Here is a 17,530-nt window from a genome sequence, read left to right as displayed (position 1 = left end):
TCGGGGCCAATTGTAGCATAAATTTACAGCGTGTACTTCAAGGCTACATTCACAATCCTACCTTCCAAAGGTGCCCAGACTGGGCGGAAAGTTGGTTGAGTAACGGGACCACTCACAACGGTTTCGTAGTTGGCCTGCTTGATGTTGAACATGTTTTCGGCATTCAGCACCAGCCGCCAGTGGTCATTGTAATGGTATTCGGCAGCACCTGCGAAGAACCAATAATTCGCTACTTTCTGGTTGTTGTAGAGGTATTGCGTACCCACATAACTGGTCTCGATACCAAACCGGAAGTGATCGTTTTCCCAGGCTACTGTTGTCGAGAATTTGTCTTGTGGAGCCAACGGCAGATAGGTGTTATCTGTGGGCCCATCGCGCCGGGCCAGCGTGTGATTATAGCCAAAATAGAGTTCGTATGCTTTGTATTCGAGCCGTACGTACGTATCCGTCCCAACGCTGAACAGGTTGTAAGGCGCGTTAATCAATTGTGTGTAAGCCCCCAGATTGCTCGATGTACTGGCAAAGGCCGATACTACCGGCGAATTGACATACGTGTAATAAAACGCCTGATCAACCTGTACAGACAGCCCACTTTCGAATGATTTGGTGTAAGCAATATCTACGTTGGCCCCCACCGACCGCTCAGCTTTTACGTTCGCTACATCAATAGGTAATAGGCGTGGGAAAATCAGGCTTACATTCAACGCGCCGGGTGTTTGGTTCACAAAGAGGTTTGGGGTTTTGTAGCCTGTCCCGACGCTCAGTCGCACTGTCCATGGCTCTGATGGTTTTAGTTTGACCGACAGTCGAGGTAACAGAAAGTTTCCAAATGTATTGTGGTGATCCAGTCGGAGGCCAGCCTGTACCGCTACTTTTTTGCCTACTTGCCAATCATCCTGCACAAATCCACCGAGGGTTTGGTAAGTGTAGTCAACGAGCCGAGTGCTATCCGGGTTCTTTCGAAAGGCTTCGACCGTAAGGTTAGCCCCCACAATGAGTTGATGTTTGCCGAACCGCACAAGGTCGTTGGTTTCCAGATAAATAGACGACTGCCGCCCGTCGGATAATTTTTGGTAGTCGGTATTCTGGCGGTGAAACGTGCTGACAGCGCCTTTAACGGTTAGTAAATTGTTTTCTGAGGTGTTCTGGCTGGCGTTGAAATCAATGGTATGGCGTTGTAAGTCGGTAACATTTTTGTACGCATTAGGCAGGGTGCCTTCGAGGGCAGACAGGTAACCACCTTCGCGGTGTTCGGTTGTGAAGGCATACCCAATATCGAGTTTGGTATAGTCAGATGGGTTCCAGAAAAAGCGGGGGTGAAAGTTGAATTGCTTGATTCCCGGACTATCGGTAAAACCGTCGCCCGTTACGTCAACCGCCTGTTGATGGGTGTAGCCGCTAAACAGCGTCAGGCCCGTTTTTCCATACCGCTGCGAATAATAGGCATTCAGGTTGGTTTCTTTTAGGTTCGAGTGGTTGAGTAAGGCTGTAAATGTGGGTTTATCAGACGTAGGTGATTTAGAAACGATGTTAATCATGCCCCCAATCGCACCACCGCCGTAGAGCGTCGAAACCGATCCTTTAACAATTTCGACCTGCTTCAAATCCAGCGGTGGAATCTGCAATACGCCAAGATTACCCGAAAAGCCTTCGTATAACGGCAGACCATCCCGCAAAATCTGTGTGTATTTGGGGTCGAGTCCCTGCATTCGAATGGCCTGATTGCCGTTTACCGCCGATGTTCGCTGGATATGAATAATCGAAATGTCGCCCAGAATACTACTTATGTTGCCCGGCACTACCGCGCTTTCTTCATTCATATCTTCCTGACCCAGCACTTCAACCTTGATAGGCAAATCTTCGATGCGCGAGTTGGTTCGGGTAGCCGTTACCGTCACTTCATCAATGGTTTCTTCGGCGGCTTTCAGCCGAAATACGAGCGTATCGGCTCCCGGTGTTACAGGAAATTGCCCGGTCTCATAGCCAACTGCACTAACGGCCAGGGTTTTAATATCGTCTGGAAGGTTGTCAATTCTGGCAATACCATTGACATCGGTGACGGCCCCAATAACTAGCCGCGTTACGTTCAGTTTGGTTGGCGTGCGAATTGTTGCCGCAATGACGGGTTCGCGAGTCAGGCTATCTTCAACCCGAATAATACGAATGGCTTGTCCGAACACAGAAATGACCTTCAGTAGGAGCAACCCAATAAAAAAGAGTTTTTTCATCACTTGTAAAATTTGACTACAAGTTTCGGAAAGAATTATGAAGAGAATTTGAAGAAGAATCTAAATGCTTGATTTGTATAAATTTAGAGCTGGAATAGCAAGAGATTTACGCTTTTTGCTGTACTAACCTTACCCGAAATTCATGTACGCTCTTATCAGTATCATAAGAATACGTTAGTGATAAGCCGTAGCGGTCACAGATTTGTTTCACCAATGCCAGACCTAACCCTGTCGAATCGGAGCGGGCGGGGTCTTTTACGAAGCGGTTGAATAACTGATTAGTAGCAAAAGGAAGCGGTGCGCCGGGGTTCCGAATAGCCAGTGAATCTGTTGTCAATTCGATACGGACACACGCAGTACCCTGTCCATGCTGGACACTTCCATGCTGGACACTTCCATGCAGAGCATTTCTATGCCGGGCAACTCCATGCCGGACCGCATTTTTTAGCAAATTGGTTAACAACGCACCCGCTAATTGCCGGTTCATACTCAACTGGATATTTGGGGAAATTGCCCGTTCAACAGGCATATTCTTATGCTGAAAAAACGGCTCGTATTCATCCGTATACTGATTTAGCAACTCACTTAAATTCAAAACTTCATCGTTGGTGAATTGGTTGTTTTCTACTTGCGTGAGCAACAGGAGCGAACGATTCAACTGACTCAGCCGGCTAAGCGCATCGGTAGCCCGTTGCAAATGCGCATAGTCGCTTTCGGTTAGATGTTCCGACTGCAGCAGGAAATCTAACTCTACCGACGCAACGGCCAGGGGCGTTTGTAATTCGTGTGATGCATTTTCGGTAAACTGTTTTTGTAATGAAAACTGGCGTCGTAATTTTTGGGTCAATTCACCCAATGACCGACTAAGCAAACCGAATTCCCGAATGCGGCTTTCCGGAAAAATCGGTTCTGTTCCCGTATCGATTCGGACGCTTCCAAGCTGGTCGATGGTTGCGTAGAATGGTCGCCATAATTGGCGGGCTAATCCAAGTCCGACCGTCACCGACAAGCCCATCAGGATTAGAAAGCCGATAATGACACCAGCTGACATTTCGCGGGCCAATTCATTAAATTCATAATACGGCTGCTGAACCGTGACCAGATATAGCTGCCCATTGGCCGACACTGTTTCCTGCAACTGCCGTATGGGTATTGGTTTGTTGCCATCCAGCGAATCCAGGATGGTTATATCTGCAAATGTGGGTTGTACTGTTGTTGTTACGCGGTCAATGCGTGGGTTGTTGTCCCAATCATATATTTTAACAAATGGTTGTTGACGAAGTTTTACTCCAGTCTGTTTCACCTGACTCGTCAGAATTTCATCAACCTCATGCCTGATTTTCCGGTGAATGAGCGTGTAAAACCCCACGGCTCCTACCAGCGCAATAGCTAAGGCCGTGAGTAGTAGGTAGCGGGCTGTTTGACTAAGCAGGCTCATGGCAGACGGGTCGAAAAAATATAGCCTGCGCCGTAACGAGTCTGGATGTAGTCGGGACAACCCGCCAGAATAAGTTTACGACGTAGATTTTTGACGTGGGTGTACAAAAACTCGTGCGAGTCTGCCGCATCCATCGCATCGCCCCAAACGTGTTCGGCAATGGCCGATTTTGAGAGTAGACGGTCGGCGTTCGTGATTAAGAATAGGAGCAATTCATATTCTTTACCCGTCAATTTAATGTCAGTGTCGCGGACGCTCACGCGTTGTTGGTCAGGCCAGAGAGTAAGGTCGCCCGCCTTGATTTGTGCCTGCCCACCAAACAGCCGCCGACGTAAAACCGACCGCAGTCGGGCGTTGAGTTCGGGCAGGTGAAAGGGTTTGGTTAGGTAGTCATCGGCTCCGGCATCGAGCCCAGTCAGTTTGTCGATCAAAGCATCTTTTGCCGTCACGACAATAATACCGACCGTTGACTGGCGGCTTTTCAGCGCACGTACCAAATCGAGACCATTGCCATCGGGCAGCATCAGGTCTATAACCAAACAATCATAATCATAATCGTGTGCTTTTTCGGCTCCCTGACGATAGGTGTTGGCCGTTGTAACCGCGTAGCCTTCCCCCTCCAGGTACTGCTTTACTGCTGTTTGTAGCGCTGGCTCGTCTTCAATTAAGAGGATTTTCATACCAAGTAGACTATACCGTTCAGGTAAATGCAGAAAAAAAAGGCCAGTTGAAAAACTGGCCTAACACTATACCTACTGACTCCACTCGGTTGGTGTCCGATCCCAACGATGACCTGTCAATTCGCGCAGCAACTCTGGCGATAGTTCGCCTTTGTCGCTAACGGCGGTGTTGGCTTCCACATTACGAATCTGGCGCATACCCGGAATAGTCGTATGAACATCGGGATTGCTGAGAATAAATCGTAACGCCATTTCAGGCATGGTCATACCCGCCGGAATAAGGGGCCGGAGCGCATCGGCATGATCTACGCTGCTATTAAGATTTTCGGGAACAAAATACGTTGACCGCCAGTCGCTGGCCGGAAAAGTCGTCTCTTTCGTAAAGGTACCGGTGAGAGTGCCCTCGTCGAACGGCACGCGGGCAATAACACCGAGGTTTAGTTCACGGCAGAGCGGAAACAGGTTGTCTTCGGGATTCTGGTCGAAGATGTTATAAATGACCTGTACCGCATCGATCAGGCCCGTGCGAAGTGTATTTAAGCTATTGTCCGGTTCCCAACGGTTGACCGAAAGCCCCCACGCCCGAACCTTGCCTTGTTGCGTTAGTTTGGTAACGGCCTCCTGCCATTCGTCCTGGTCCGCCCAGGCATCTTCCCAGACGTGAAACTGTTGTAAGTCAATAGTTTCGACACCAAGATTTTTCAGGCTTTTTTCAGTGTATTCAATAATGTAATCGGCTGGAAACACATCTGCCAGTTTGGATTCCGGCTTTGAAGGCCACTGACGATTTTTTGGCGGAATCTTGGTAGCCGCATACAATTGCTTATCGGTGTTATTTTTTAGCAACTGATTCAGGATTTCTTCACTAACGCCATCGGCATATGCCCAGGCCGTATCAAAAAAATTGCAGCCTAATTCAACGGAGCGTTGGAGGGCGCGTAAGACTTCCTGTTTATCGGAGCCAGTCCAGCCAGCGAGGCCCCACATGCCATAGCCAACTTCAGAAACTTGCCAGCCCGTACGGCCGAATGTGCGGTAATTCATGAGATAGGGTTTATTATTTGTAGCTTGACAAAGTAAACGGTTGTATAAACATCAAACAACGAACCGCCTTGTCGACCCGGTATAAACCACAAACTAAGTTTTAGATATGCTTGTTCGTATTGTCCGTATGACGTTTCTGGAAGATAAACTTTCTGACTTTCATGCCATTTTTAATGACTCAAAACACCATATCCGTGCCTTTTCCGGAAATAATCATCTTGAACTCCTGAGCGATCCCGACCAACCCAATGTGCGTATGACTTATAGTTTGTGGGATTCTGCAAACGCGCTAGAAGCGTACCGGCAAAGCGACTTATTTCGGACAACTTGGGCCGCTACAAAAAGCCTATTTGCCGAGCGGGCCGTGGCCTTCTCAGGAGAAAAACTGGAGGAGGTTGACCCGGATAAACTATGAGTAAAATCACCTAGATTTTGCCTTCTTCACGGTGGAAAACTACTTGCGGCACAACCACCATGAAGAGTCTGCTTTCTATTATTTGGTTGACTACCTGTCTGCTACTATGGCTGACTACGGGAATGTTTGCCCAAACCACCATTACACTTACTGGTTATGTAACCGATGCCGCAACAGGTAAGCCGATGCCGTTTGCCAATGTGTATCTGAACGGTAGCACACGCGGCACGGTCACAAATGAGCAGGGCCATTATTCACTGGCGGGTGTTCCGCTCGGTACGATTGATGTAGTAGCTTCATTTGTTGGCTACCAACCCCAACGGCATACACTGCGGGTCGATAATAGCCAGGGTAGTCGGGCTAATTTTCGGCTGAAACCGAGCGATCAAACACTGGCCGCCGTGATAGTTCGGGGAAACCCCAAAAAGTGGCAGCAACACCTCAAGCAATTTAAACGGCAATTACTTGGTGAACCGTTTGGTGGACAATGCCAGATTATGAATCCCGATGTCCTCAGCTTTCATGAGGAAAATGGCCATCTGAATGCTACGGCTAGCGAGCCGCTAGTTATAGAAAATCAGGCATTAGGCTACCGACTCTGGTATGATATGCTGTATTTTGATGGGACCTTTCAAAAAGTGTATTACGCTGGTTCGACTCGTTTCGAGGAACTGAAAGTAGCTGATGAGCGACAGGCCAGCCGCTTCCGGCGCAATCGGATGACAGCCTACAAAGGGTCGACCCGGCATTTGATGGCGAGCTTAGTTGATAGCACCTATGAACAGGAAGGGTTTCTGGTGTATCAGGAAAATATGGCCGTGCCGATTGCCCGAACAAGAGAAAATCGGACAACTTTATCTGGCTCGATTAAGGGGCATTTGCAGCCATTATCAATAAAGCAGTTAATTCAGCCGGGGCGTTTAGCGTTTGAACGAAAGTTGGTATCAGACCGCCAATTAGTGGTTTTCTATACGAATGCCACATCGTCATACTCTCCGTATCTCGATGCCCGCTATGCCTATTCGCAAATTAAGCTGCCTACCGGACATCTGCAACTAACGGTGGATGGGATAATTACCCTGCCGGAAGGTATGGAAATCCAGGGGTCGCTGGCTGACGACCGCTTGTCAACCATGCTGCCCGACGACTGGCAACCCAATGGAGACAAGGGTGATTCTGTCAGCACCAGCGCACCCGTAATAGTCCAGGGAAAACTGATGCCGCCTGATGCCCGAATGGGACGAATCGCAACAGCGTTCAACGAGCGGTTTCAGGCACTGGCACCCGTTCTGTTTGTGCATACCGACAAACCTTTATACGCCACTGGCGACCGGATGTGGTTAAGTGCGTATCTGCTCGATGCGGCTACTAACCGCCGACCGCTGGGTGAAACAGCCATTCATGTAGACTTGCTAACGACCTCGGGGCGACTTGTGCAACACCAGTGGCTGCGTGTAATGGATGGGCGTGCCACCGGAAACTTTCGCCTTTCAGACACTCTTGTGTCGGGAACGTATCGGTTGAGGGCTTATACGGATGAAGACGATGGGCAGCGCCGACCGGCTTTTGATAGATCGATTGCTATTTACAACATACTTCAGGGTACTACGCCAAAAACATCGGATACGACCCAGAAAGTAATGGATATACAACTGTTGCCCGAAGGTGGGCGTTGGTTAGTGGGATTGCCAGCGCGGTTGGGAATTAAAATTGTTGGGCCTGATGCACATGGTGTGTTAGTGGCGGGCCAAATTGTGAATGATGAGGGGACGAAGATTAGTGAGTTTACTACGAATGCGATGGGCATTGGCAGCGTTGTTATGACACCTCTGGCTGGTCGGAAATACTACGCCGAAACACTTCACGACAACCAACGTCAATTGGTGCCGTTACCTCCCGCCGACCCGGAAGGATTTAGGCTGGCGGTTGATGCGGTTAGTGATAGCAGCCGACTGACGCTCATAATTGCCGGCACAAATCGGCCAGCAAAAGATTCTGCTTATGTACTGATTCAGCAGCAGGGTCGATTGGTCGATCAGCGAAAAATACTGTTAGAAAATGGGGGCGCTCGCATAAGTCTGCCAATTACTGCTCTGCCAGCGGGTTTAAATCAAATCACTCTTTATGACGCTACAGCGCACCCTCAGGCTGAACGATTGGTGTTTTTGCCGGAGCAAGTGCCACCTATACGGGTAATACTGGGTCTTAATAAATCACGCTATCAACCCCGCGAAAAAGCAATTCTTAGTATCAACCTGAATGATGACGGGCAGCCGGTTGTCGCAGCGTTGTCGGCTTCCATCACCGATATTGGGCAGGTGCCTGACGATACGGCTGCCGCTACAATTCGTGCGCATCTGCTGCTAACCGGTGAGTTGCGCGGGCGGGTGGAGCGGCCTAATTTTTATGTTCAAAATAACTCCCTCGTAACACGCCGGGCAGTAGATGATTTATTGTTAACGCAGGGTTGGCGACGGGTGAGTGGCACCGCGGCTACCGAACTACTTGGGGGCGTATCACTGATGGGTCGGGTACTGAACGCAAAGAATCAGCCGATGGCCGGGGCACAAGTCGTGGTAGCCTCTACAGTGCCCGAACAGTCGTTCGTACGGTCGGCGGGGACCGATGAACGAGGGCGGTTTCGGTTGGCGGGTTTCGCCATTGCTGATACCCTGAAATTAATGACGCAAATTACGGATCGTCAAATGAAAAACATCCCGGCCAAAGAGGCTCATTTGGTACTGGAAGGGCCGGAAACCGCGTGGGAGACGGATACACTACACGTACTTCCAAATTGGGAATCACTGCGAGTGCAACTGGAAGCCGCCCGAACGCGCCAGGAAGGTGACGCAGATTTATACCGTGATAAAACAGCTAAGCTGTTGAAGGAGGTAACCGTTCGGGCGCGAAAACTGGAAGAACGACCTGACGATATTCGGCGATCGAGTTTGCACAGTGGAGCCGATGCTACGCTTGTATTCGATGATAAATCTCCCCGATTTGCTAATCTCTACGAAATGATTCGGGGTAAAGTGGCGGGGGTAAGTGTCACTCAGTCGGTGTCTGGTGGGTATCAAGTTGTTATTCGTGGTATAGGTAGCTTACTTATTAATCCACAACCGTTGTTTTTGATGGATGGTATGTCGATTCAGGATAATGATGGAATGGCATTGCTGAACTTTAATCCCGGCGATATTGATCGGATTGAAGTTCTGAAAAATTCCTCAACGGCTGGTATTTATGGTATGCGCGCAGGAAATGGGGTTATTGCTTTTTATTCCAAACGCTTCCGTCCGGAGCAGCTTTCAACTGGCGAAAAAGTGGGTATGACCTCTATGCAGGTTATTGGATACCCATCTATACAGCGCGAATTTTATGTGCCGCGCTATGAAAGTGCTTCGGCAGAACGACCCAGTGAAGCGCAGCCGGATTCATCGGGCCGTGTTGATCGGCGGGATGTATTATACTGGAAACCTCTTGTTCAAACAGACAGCCAGGGTCATAGCCAATTAGTCTTCCCATTGTCGGACGTTGTCAGAACGTTGCGCGTAATAGTGCAGGGCGTTTCTGCTGATGGTCGGCCTGTAGTTGGTGTAGAATTTATTCGCGTGCAGTAGTAGTACGCATTTATTTGCCCCAGTCAGGAGTAGGCGTACTGGCAACAAAAAGCTCGTCGATATAATAATCCCGGCGAGTGCGTTTATCACAAACATCCCCGCCAATCGGGTAGCGGCAAGTCGCATATACAGATACATTGTCTGGGTTCATCAGACTGACAAACGCTCCGTTTGGAAACTTATCTGTTTTATGCGTACGACCCAAAAGGCAATGGCCTAGTTCATGAAAAACCAAACATTCGCGCTCGTATTGACTAGCCTGCTGCCAGCAGAATGAATCGGTACTTAATGTAATATGGGGCGTTTTTCCACTTTGCAGTAGACATTGCCCACAAACATCCTCGCTTTGTGTAGCCCCGTAGGTAACGACCAGATTCGCCGTCGAAACGGTACTATTGTGTTTCTTAGCCTCATCCCGAAATGACTGGACGTAAGGTTCTGCTTCTGCTGGTACGCTATACTGGATCGGTTCAGGTTGCGAACTGGACTGGCAGCCTGTCAATCCGGTTAAAATCAACAACGTCAATAGCGAAAACGGGCGCATGAAGATCGGCTTAAGGATACCTTAAAGCTAATACGTCGGGCGGGTGTTTGCAAGCCTTAAACGGATTGCGTATTTGGTTCGGTTCGCTGACCCCATGCCAACCACGCCACTACGGCCAGGCAAGCCCCAAACCACCCAAATGGTAACCGTAAATCAACTAATGACAGGATGCCAAAGACTAGCGTGGTAACAAAACTGGCCAGTCCCTGCAAAGCCTGATTGATGCCAAATACTTCGCCCCGGTCTTCATCTGTTGTTCGTTGGGCTATCAAACCTTCGATGAGCCCCTGAATGAGCGAAAAAGTCAGGCAATCAATTGTGATCAGGATATACAACCACATCATCGACGATCCTACCAACCCGTAGCCGCCCAAAATCGGGACACCTAGTAACGCAAACCAGAAAATAGCCCGGCGCTGGTTGATTCGGTCAGCAATATAGGTGTAGAACACGTAGCTGATAACGACGCTTAACGCCCCAAAATACATGAAGAAATATGAAATAGCTTTCGCGTCCATTTGCAACGCACCGAAGCTGACGAATGTGACGAAGTAGAAATAATAGCCAGTACTTAGCGTCAGAGCCAACTGCATTAGTACCAACTCTTTCAGCCCCCGGTACTGCTGATTTTTGGCTAACAAGCGCGTCCAAAGTGTGTGCACATTGAGCGATTGTGCCAGTTCAGTTCCCAACACAGCGACATCCACCGACGCATTAGCCAGGGCGGGTGGGCTTGGGTGTGTCTCGCGCAGTGTCCAACTCAAGATCATGTTCAGACCCGATAGCGTAACGGCCATCATTGCCACTACTTTTGCCTGATTGCCCTGCACTATGTCGAATGTAGTCAGCAGTAAACCCGACGCAGCCGGCCCGATCACGAACCCGAGCGAAATGATTGCACCTTCAATACCGAGGTTTTTAAATAGCTGCTCTTTGGGCGAAATATCGGTGATGGCTGACCGGACGGTTGCATACATGCCGTTCGTTGTTCCGTCGCTGATTCGGTTAGCAAAGTAATAGCCGACACGCACGGGCAGTAGCAGGCAATCAGCTAGAAACGTACCGATTGCTGAGACGATGAAAATTGGTCGGCGTCCGTAACTGTCGGAGAGTTTGCCTAGCAGCGGAGCAGAAAAAAGTTGCACACCTAAAAAAAGAGCTGTGCCAACGGCGAGCCATAGTTGAGGACGCTGTAGCCCTTTAACAAATTCCGGCAGAATTGGCCCGACCGCTGAACCAACAATAACGTCGATGAAAATGATGGCATAAATCTGAGTCAGACGATAATCGCGAACGCGTTTTGGCATGTGTGACGTGGTTCTGGCACTAAGCTGGAGTTCTGCGCCATTCCCATAGACAGAATGTGTAAAAGTCTTGGTTTATTTCGCCAAAATCATTTTTAGTTGAGAGAGAATAAATTGGGAAACGCTCTTAAACAAATGAACAGTACACAGGCTTGTAAGTTCAATAAAGTATCTGTTTACTGAACGTTATGAAGAGCACGAATCACGTAATTTTGATTACAGGTGGCGCTACGGGTATCGGCCTGGCCCTTGCTGAAGCATTTCTCCGGGAGAACAATACAGTAATTATTTGTGGTCGTCGCGAAGACAGACTGGCCGAGGCAAAAGCCAAATTTCCCAATTTACATACACGCGTTTGTGACGTTAGTCAGGCGCAGGACCGGGAGGAATTAAGTAGTTGGCTCAACGAAGAATTTCCCAATCTGAACATTCTGATAAATAATGCTGGTATTCAGCAAATGCTGTCATTTGCGGGCGAGCCGATTGCTCTGGCCGACATCGAACGTGAACTGACTACGAACGTAACCGCACCAATTCACCTGACAACGTTGTTGTTACCTCTTCTTCGGCAGCAATCCGAAGCGGCTATTCTGAATGTTTCTTCCGGGTTGGCGTTTACTCCGCTGGCGGCTGTACCGGTTTATTGCGCGACCAAAGCTGCGTTGCATTCGTTTACTTTATCGTTGCGGTATCAGCTACGCGATACGTCCGTAAACGTATTTGAGATTGTACCACCAATTGTCAACACCGAACTGGGTGGCAGCGGACGCGATGAACGTGGCCAGCAGGATCGTGGCATTCCGCCAGTTGATGTAGCCGATGCTACGCTGGCAGGTCTGCAAGCCGACCAATTCGAAATTCTAATCGGTATGGCGCAGAATCTGTATAACCAGCGGGAGAAGTTATTTCCAATGTTGAACCGCTAGAGAGCCAGTACGTAAAACTGACAAAGAAAGGTGTCCCCAAATTCCTGAATTTCGTGTTGATATGTTGGCTGAAAATTGTGTCGTTCATAAAACTGCATAAGCTTGGGCTTGGTAGCGTCGGTTTCGAGCTGCAATAAGTTAATACCCCGTTTCAAACACTTGTTTCGGCAGAAATCAACGATGGACGCGAATAAGTTCTGCCCGTTGAACGGTCGTCGGATGGCCAGTTTATGAATAAACCCTGATGTATTAGCCGGAACGTCGGGCCAGTAAAGCGGGTCTTCCCATTGAAGAATGAAAACCGCAGCCGGTTCAGGTGCCGTTCCATCGCCACGGTTGGCATACATCACGTAGAGATTATTAGTCGTAAACTCATTCAGCAGATTTTCGAGCGTGAGCGAATCTACTTTCCAGAGTTCACGGTCGTTATCCACGAGCCATTGGCCCACCTCGTGTAGTATGTCAAGGGCTACGTCTGGCTGGTCGTTTCGGAAAGAAAAAGTCATAGGGTAGGTTGTTTCCCGTAAGCTATGCATATAGTTAACTCCTTCGGGGTTTTAGGTGAATAAATAGTTCGAGTTAACTACCATGTCTGCCTAATAAATCTTTGTATTTATCATTGAACGTTACTTTTCGATGGTGTTTTTTTTGTCTTTAAATGGCGCTCTTAAGAGAACTCAACTTATGGCTTACCCAAACCAGACCCGTCATTTACCACCTTGCTCAACGCTGAAACGCCATTTTCATCGAACGCTTCAATGGCAAAATAGTATGGTACACCAACGTTTAATGCCCGGAGTTCAAAGGTATTAGGCTCATCGTTCCAGAACTGATACGTTTGATAAAGTTTATCCGGTGCAATGCCCCATCGTATATTATAGCCTACGGCACCCGGCACTTTACTCCACGAGAGATCGGCATTACGCTGATCTTTTTGTCGTTTTGCCGTCAGCATTGCGGGGGTGACCGGAACGTTGCCCAGCCCATTACCAAACACCCGAAAGGCGTTGATTGCCAGATGTGAACCGGCTACATAAACGTGTTCATATCGTACATAACGTGCGCGAATAGGCTTGCCGTCTTTCCGAGAATTCAACTCTACATAAGCGCAGGCCCGGTCGCGCTTGGGTTCTTTTCGGTCTGACGTTTCGGTTAAATCAGATACAATCTCCCACTTTTTACGATCAGTCGAGGTTAAGATTTTGAACTGGGTGTAAACAGTCGAATCAGAGTCGTAAATGGTTTGCTTATAGTCGATGTAATCTATTTGCACCGCGCGGATTTCGCGTTCGGCTCCCAGATCCAGGGTCAATGTTTCGCCGGGTTTGTTTTGCTTGGCCACCCAAAATGTGCGCGGGTTTTCGTCGGTTGTTTTATCCGCCGACAGCGAATCGACTCCAGAAGCTCTGAACGTAGATGATGCCACGACGGGTTTGCGGTAGGAGAGAAGCATCCAGCCAGTAAATAACGCATCGCGATTTTGCCCGGATGGGGTAGTCCATGACTTTGTTGGCAAGTAGTGCGGAAAATCGCCGAATCGGGTATTGACAAACATCTGGTTGTCTTTATCGAAACCCGCCGGGTTCATCACAATCCGACGTTCCATACCCCAGTTGTGGCCAATCCAGGTCGTGCCGGTGTTCCAGTAGTTACCAAAATTGTCCTGAAATGTATTGCCGTGACCACAGCCCGTTGCAAACCCGCCCGGCTTGTAGGCTATGGGGTTGTAAGGCGCATATTCGAAGGGTCCCAATGGGTCTTTGCCGACGTAGGTGCCGTTGCCATAAACATTGTATTCGGTGCCGGGTGCGCCGTATTGCAGGTAATAGTTGCCGTTGTATTTGGTCATCCACGCACCCTCAGTAAACGGTTTGAACGGGTCTGAGTGGTTCGGGCCAAAACGTTCCCAACCGTGTTTGTATGGGTCGAGCCAAAGCATGGCTTTGTAAGCTTCGGCAGGCTTTTGGCCTGCGTACGTCAAATTACGGCCCTTATCCAGTTCCGCCCCGAAAATTGGGTATACGTTCGACGAACCCCAATACATGTACCACTTGTCGGTATCATCGTCATGGAACAGAGCCGGGTCCCACGGGCCAATATCTTTGGGTAAGCGAGGCAGCCAACGGTTGAGAAATTTCAACTTTCCTTTGTCTGGTTCCGTCGAATAAAAAATAGGCCGTTGCTCAAACGTGGACTGGAACAGATACAGGGTGTCTCGTACAGACAGAGCTGCCGGAGCGCACATATCTTCCATCGGCCACTTATCAGGCACAATGTATTTCCAGTTAACCATGTCTTTTGAGTGCCACCATCCACCCTGAATTGTGACGAATAAATAGTACTCTCCTTTGTGGTTGATTATAACCGGATCAGCCCCGGAACGGTACGAGATTTTTTCATTCAGTTGCTCGAAATTATACCGATAACTGATATCCATCGGATTGCAGTACGTTCTTTGTTGAGCTTGAGCTATAGCCCCAACCGAACAGATTGTCAGAAGAAATAGAGTGAGAAACTGCACAGAACGTCAAGGTTTAGGTAGGGTAATTAACATTTGGACTCAGTCACAAGTTAAGCACCTATGACTGATATAAACAAGACGATTCTGCAATCATTGGGTAGTGGTTTAGTTGGTGCGTGTGCGCTGACAGTTCTTCACGAAACGGCCCGCCAGTTTATCCCCGATGCACCCCGTGCTGACATTCTGGGTATGAGGGCCATTAAGAAAGTCATGGAAAGTGCCGACCAGGAACCACCCGCCGACGACGAACTGCACGGATGGGCGTTAGGGGGTGATGTGGTGTCGAATGCGCTCTATTATAGCCTGATTGGTCTTGCCAAGCCCGAAAATGCCGTACTAACTGGTGCTGCATTAGGGCTTGCTGCGGGCGTTGGCGCGGTAGCGTTGCCTGGGCCAATGGGTTTAGGAACGGCCCCCAGTAGTCGCACAACAGCCACGGCAGCTATGACTATCGGTTGGTATCTGGTTGGTGGATTGGCCACGGCTGGCGTCTACGCGTTGCTCAAGCGCCGGTGACAGACACAATCCAGCAACTTAGTCTATTTTTACAGGCTCACGGTCACTCCTCCGCTCGCAACATTCAGCCTTTGGGAGCAGGTATGTTCTCGCAAGCATATCGATTTAAGACTGATAACGGACTATTCGTATTGCGAATTGGCGTCACACGCGAAGCGTTCGAAAAAGATCAACTAGCTTATGAGCGTTTGGGCCATGTTGTACCCATTCCGAAGGTATTGGCAATTGGATTGTACGACGACACATATTTTTATTGTATATCAGCCTGGCTCCCAGGACACATATTGACGGATTTTGACAAGGGTGGGACTGAAAAATTCCTGCCTTCTTTGTTTAACAATCTTCTGACCATAAGCCGTGTTCCTGTACCTTCCGAAACGGGTTTCGGGATACTAAACAGCAAAGGAAAAGCGCGGAGCCGGTACGATACGTGGGCTAATTTTATTGGGGCTATCGACGATTTCCCGTTAACGTTTACCCCTCGCGGTGATGAAGTCTATAAATCGTGGGATGAGTTAGTTGCTACCACGTTTTTAGATGCCGCTGTCGTGCGGGATGCCCGCCAGCACCTGACTGATTTGCTGCCGTTGTTACCGACTGATCGGCACTACGTACACGGGGATTTTGGCTTTGAGAACGCTCTCGCCGATGGGAATCATTTAACGGCCATTTTAGATTGGGCTGAACTCCGCTGTGGCGATTGGCTGTACGACCTCACCTACATTGTTTATCATAACAATCTGGGCGTCGACTACGTTGGAGCCTTCCGTCAGTGGGCAGCTGAAAACGATTTATTTATTGCGAATCTGACTGAGCGAATACACGCTTATTACCTACACATTTTTCTGGGGAATATTTTTCTGGAAGCCAACAGGAATCAGCGCGGCTGGTATGACGAAGATATTGATCGGTATAAACAGTTAAGTCAATAGGCTGGCTGGTAAGAAACGAACGGCTAAATCGTCGGTAACTAATTCCCCATTTAGCCTAGCACCCGCTTTCCCTCCGTTCGCCACCGCAATTGATACCTGCCGAAATAAAAGGCTGTTGTCTCCCGCAGCATACACGCCCGGCACATTGGTTTGCCCAAATTCGGTGGCAGTAATCAATCCTGTTTCAGCCATATCGCAGCCTAATTGCATGGCTAAATCTGAGTGTTGCCGAAAGGCAACGCGGCTATAAAGCGCATCTAATTCGTGGGCTGAACTATCCGTAAATCGCAGGGTTTTCAACTGGCCTTGCTCATGCTCAATGGCCGTCAATTCAGTTTCGATAATCGGTACGCTGAGCTGGTCGATGAGTTGCCGCTGGTCTGGGGTGAGTGTTGCGAATCCATTTGTAAACAGCGTCAGGTTAGTACTCCAATGCTGAATAAGGCGTACCATTTCGTAAGCCACTTCGCCATTAGCCAGAATGCCAAGCCGCTGACCATGAACTTCGTAGCCGTGACAGTATGGACAATGCAATACCGACTGTCCCCAACATTCGGCAAAACCGCTGATTGGCGGCATCAGGTCTTCAACTCCCGTTGCTAACAACAACTTTCGTGAATTAAACTGTTGGCAAGAGGCTGTTTCAACTGCGAACCCAAAAGGCTCGGAATGTACTTTTGTGGCAAAATCAGTCAGGAATGAAACAGTTGGGTACCGAAGTACCTGCTCTTGTGCGATGGCGGCAATCTGCACTGGTGTTTCGCCATCGCGGGTCAGAAAATTGTGTGAATGGGGTGTCTGACGATTGCAGGGTTTACCGCTGTCAATGATGAGCACATTTCGCAAGGAGCGACCCAAAGCCATAGCTGCACTTAATCCGGCATAACTACCGCCTACAATGATTACATCGAATAAATTGTCCTTCTCCATACTAGCTCGTTATTTTGGACAAAGGTAAATCTTTCGCCCATATATGCAACAATGTTGCATATATGGGCGAAAGAAAGTAATGTTTTATCTGGTCTACATGATTGCTACAACTCCCTCACCACCATATTACGCTGTCATTTTTACCTCTGTCCGCACCGATATTGATGATGGCTACGGCGATATGGCCTTGCGTATGGTCGAACTGGCCCACGAACAACCGGGTTTTCTTGGTGTCGAATCAGCCCGAAATGAACAGACCGATGGCGCGCTTGGCATTACTGTATCTTATTGGGAAAGTTTAGAATCGATTCGGGCGTGGAGACAACAGGCCGAACACCAAATTGCTCAGCAAACTGGACGTGAACGCTGGTATGAAACCTACAAAACCCGTATCTGCAAAGTAGAACGAGATTATGGATTTGAGCAATAGCTCAG

Annotated in this window: 15 protein-coding genes; 6 read left to right on the top strand and 9 right to left on the bottom strand. The window is 48.9% G+C overall.

Going from position 1 to position 17,530, the window contains the following annotated elements; all coding sequences use genetic code 11:
• Window positions 1-23: 23 nt before the first annotated feature.
• The 4 genes from ACFS25_RS18960 to ACFS25_RS18945 all read right to left on the bottom strand — a co-directional run bounded on the left by ACFS25_RS18960 (window position 24) and on the right by ACFS25_RS18945 (window position 5,390).
• Window positions 24-2,228: a TonB-dependent receptor gene (locus tag ACFS25_RS18960; protein ID WP_381504138.1), complete on the bottom strand. Its 2,205-nt coding sequence runs from the start codon at window positions 2,226-2,228 to the stop codon at window positions 24-26.
• A 106-nt stretch (window positions 2,229-2,334) separates the two neighbouring features.
• Window positions 2,335-3,666, bottom strand: coding sequence for a sensor histidine kinase (locus ACFS25_RS18955; protein WP_381504136.1), 1,332 nt, complete (start codon window positions 3,664-3,666; stop codon window positions 2,335-2,337).
• Entirely contained in the window at window positions 3,663-4,346 is a 684-nt protein-coding gene (locus ACFS25_RS18950) for a response regulator transcription factor (protein ID WP_381504134.1), read from the bottom strand. The genes ACFS25_RS18955 and ACFS25_RS18950 overlap by 4 nt, the downstream gene beginning before the upstream one ends.
• A gap of 72 nt (window positions 4,347-4,418) precedes the next feature.
• A complete protein-coding gene (locus ACFS25_RS18945) occupies window positions 4,419-5,390 on the bottom strand; it encodes an aldo/keto reductase (RefSeq protein WP_381504132.1) in 972 nt (323 codons plus the stop codon).
• 106 nt (window positions 5,391-5,496) lie between these two features.
• On the opposite strand from ACFS25_RS18945, the gene ACFS25_RS18940 reads away from it, so the two are divergent.
• Together ACFS25_RS18940 and ACFS25_RS18935 are read left to right on the top strand one after the other, a co-directional pair.
• Complete coding sequence (locus tag ACFS25_RS18940; protein ID WP_381504130.1) at window positions 5,497-5,805, top strand: putative quinol monooxygenase; 309 nt, start codon at window positions 5,497-5,499, stop codon at window positions 5,803-5,805.
• 59 nt (window positions 5,806-5,864) lie between these two features.
• Complete coding sequence (locus tag ACFS25_RS18935; protein WP_381504128.1) at window positions 5,865-9,422, top strand: carboxypeptidase regulatory-like domain-containing protein; 3,558 nt, start codon at window positions 5,865-5,867, stop codon at window positions 9,420-9,422.
• Window positions 9,423-9,432: 10 nt separating this feature from the next.
• Here the strand turns inward: ACFS25_RS18935 and ACFS25_RS18930 are convergent, their stop codons facing one another.
• Both ACFS25_RS18930 and ACFS25_RS18925 read right to left on the bottom strand, forming a co-directional pair.
• Window positions 9,433-9,966: a hypothetical protein gene (locus ACFS25_RS18930; RefSeq protein ID WP_381504126.1), complete on the bottom strand. Its 534-nt coding sequence runs from the start codon at window positions 9,964-9,966 to the stop codon at window positions 9,433-9,435.
• A 56-nt stretch (window positions 9,967-10,022) separates the two neighbouring features.
• Window positions 10,023-11,273: an MFS transporter gene (locus ACFS25_RS18925; protein WP_381504124.1), complete on the bottom strand. Its 1,251-nt coding sequence runs from the start codon at window positions 11,271-11,273 to the stop codon at window positions 10,023-10,025.
• A 185-nt stretch (window positions 11,274-11,458) separates the two neighbouring features.
• Between ACFS25_RS18925 and ACFS25_RS18920 the strand changes: the two genes are divergently transcribed.
• Window positions 11,459-12,196, top strand: coding sequence for an SDR family oxidoreductase (locus ACFS25_RS18920; protein ID WP_381504123.1), 738 nt, complete (start codon window positions 11,459-11,461; stop codon window positions 12,194-12,196).
• On the opposite strand, the gene ACFS25_RS18915 is transcribed toward ACFS25_RS18920, so the two are convergent.
• Together ACFS25_RS18915 and ACFS25_RS18910 are read right to left on the bottom strand one after the other, a co-directional pair.
• Window positions 12,193-12,702, bottom strand: coding sequence for a GNAT family N-acetyltransferase (locus ACFS25_RS18915; protein WP_381504121.1), 510 nt, complete (start codon window positions 12,700-12,702; stop codon window positions 12,193-12,195). The two genes, ACFS25_RS18920 and ACFS25_RS18915, sit on opposite strands and share 4 nt — an antisense overlap.
• Before the next feature lie 176 nt (window positions 12,703-12,878).
• The gene (locus ACFS25_RS18910; RefSeq protein WP_381504119.1) at window positions 12,879-14,717 is read right to left on the bottom strand and encodes a family 43 glycosylhydrolase; all 1,839 of its coding nucleotides are present in this window, start codon (window positions 14,715-14,717) and stop codon (window positions 12,879-12,881) included.
• A 60-nt stretch (window positions 14,718-14,777) separates the two neighbouring features.
• Between ACFS25_RS18910 and ACFS25_RS18905 the strand changes: the two genes are divergently transcribed.
• Both ACFS25_RS18905 and ACFS25_RS18900 read left to right on the top strand, forming a co-directional pair.
• The gene (locus ACFS25_RS18905) at window positions 14,778-15,233 is read left to right on the top strand and encodes a hypothetical protein (protein ID WP_381504117.1); all 456 of its coding nucleotides are present in this window, start codon (window positions 14,778-14,780) and stop codon (window positions 15,231-15,233) included.
• Entirely contained in the window at window positions 15,230-16,165 is a 936-nt protein-coding gene (locus ACFS25_RS18900) for a phosphotransferase family protein (protein ID WP_381504115.1), read from the top strand. The genes ACFS25_RS18905 and ACFS25_RS18900 overlap by 4 nt, the downstream gene beginning before the upstream one ends.
• Here ACFS25_RS18900 and ACFS25_RS18895 read toward each other — a convergent pair.
• On the bottom strand, window positions 16,154-17,095 hold the full coding sequence (locus tag ACFS25_RS18895; RefSeq protein ID WP_381504114.1) for an NAD(P)/FAD-dependent oxidoreductase: 942 nt from the start codon (window positions 17,093-17,095) through the stop codon (window positions 16,154-16,156). The genes ACFS25_RS18900 and ACFS25_RS18895 overlap by 12 nt on opposite strands.
• Window positions 17,096-17,138: 43 nt before the next feature.
• Here ACFS25_RS18895 and ACFS25_RS18890 point away from each other — a divergent pair, with 43 nt between their 5' ends.
• On the top strand, window positions 17,139-17,525 hold the full coding sequence (locus tag ACFS25_RS18890) for an antibiotic biosynthesis monooxygenase family protein (RefSeq protein ID WP_456243001.1): 387 nt from the start codon (window positions 17,139-17,141) through the stop codon (window positions 17,523-17,525).
• Window positions 17,526-17,530: the final 5 nt, after the last annotated feature.

The sequence above is a fragment of the Spirosoma flavum genome, from assembly GCF_042686045.1.
Lineage (GTDB): Bacteria > Bacteroidota > Bacteroidia > Cytophagales > Spirosomataceae > Spirosoma > Spirosoma flavum.
The sequence above is the reverse complement of the archived record's forward strand: the minus strand, read 5'-3'. Positions and strand labels throughout refer to the sequence as shown.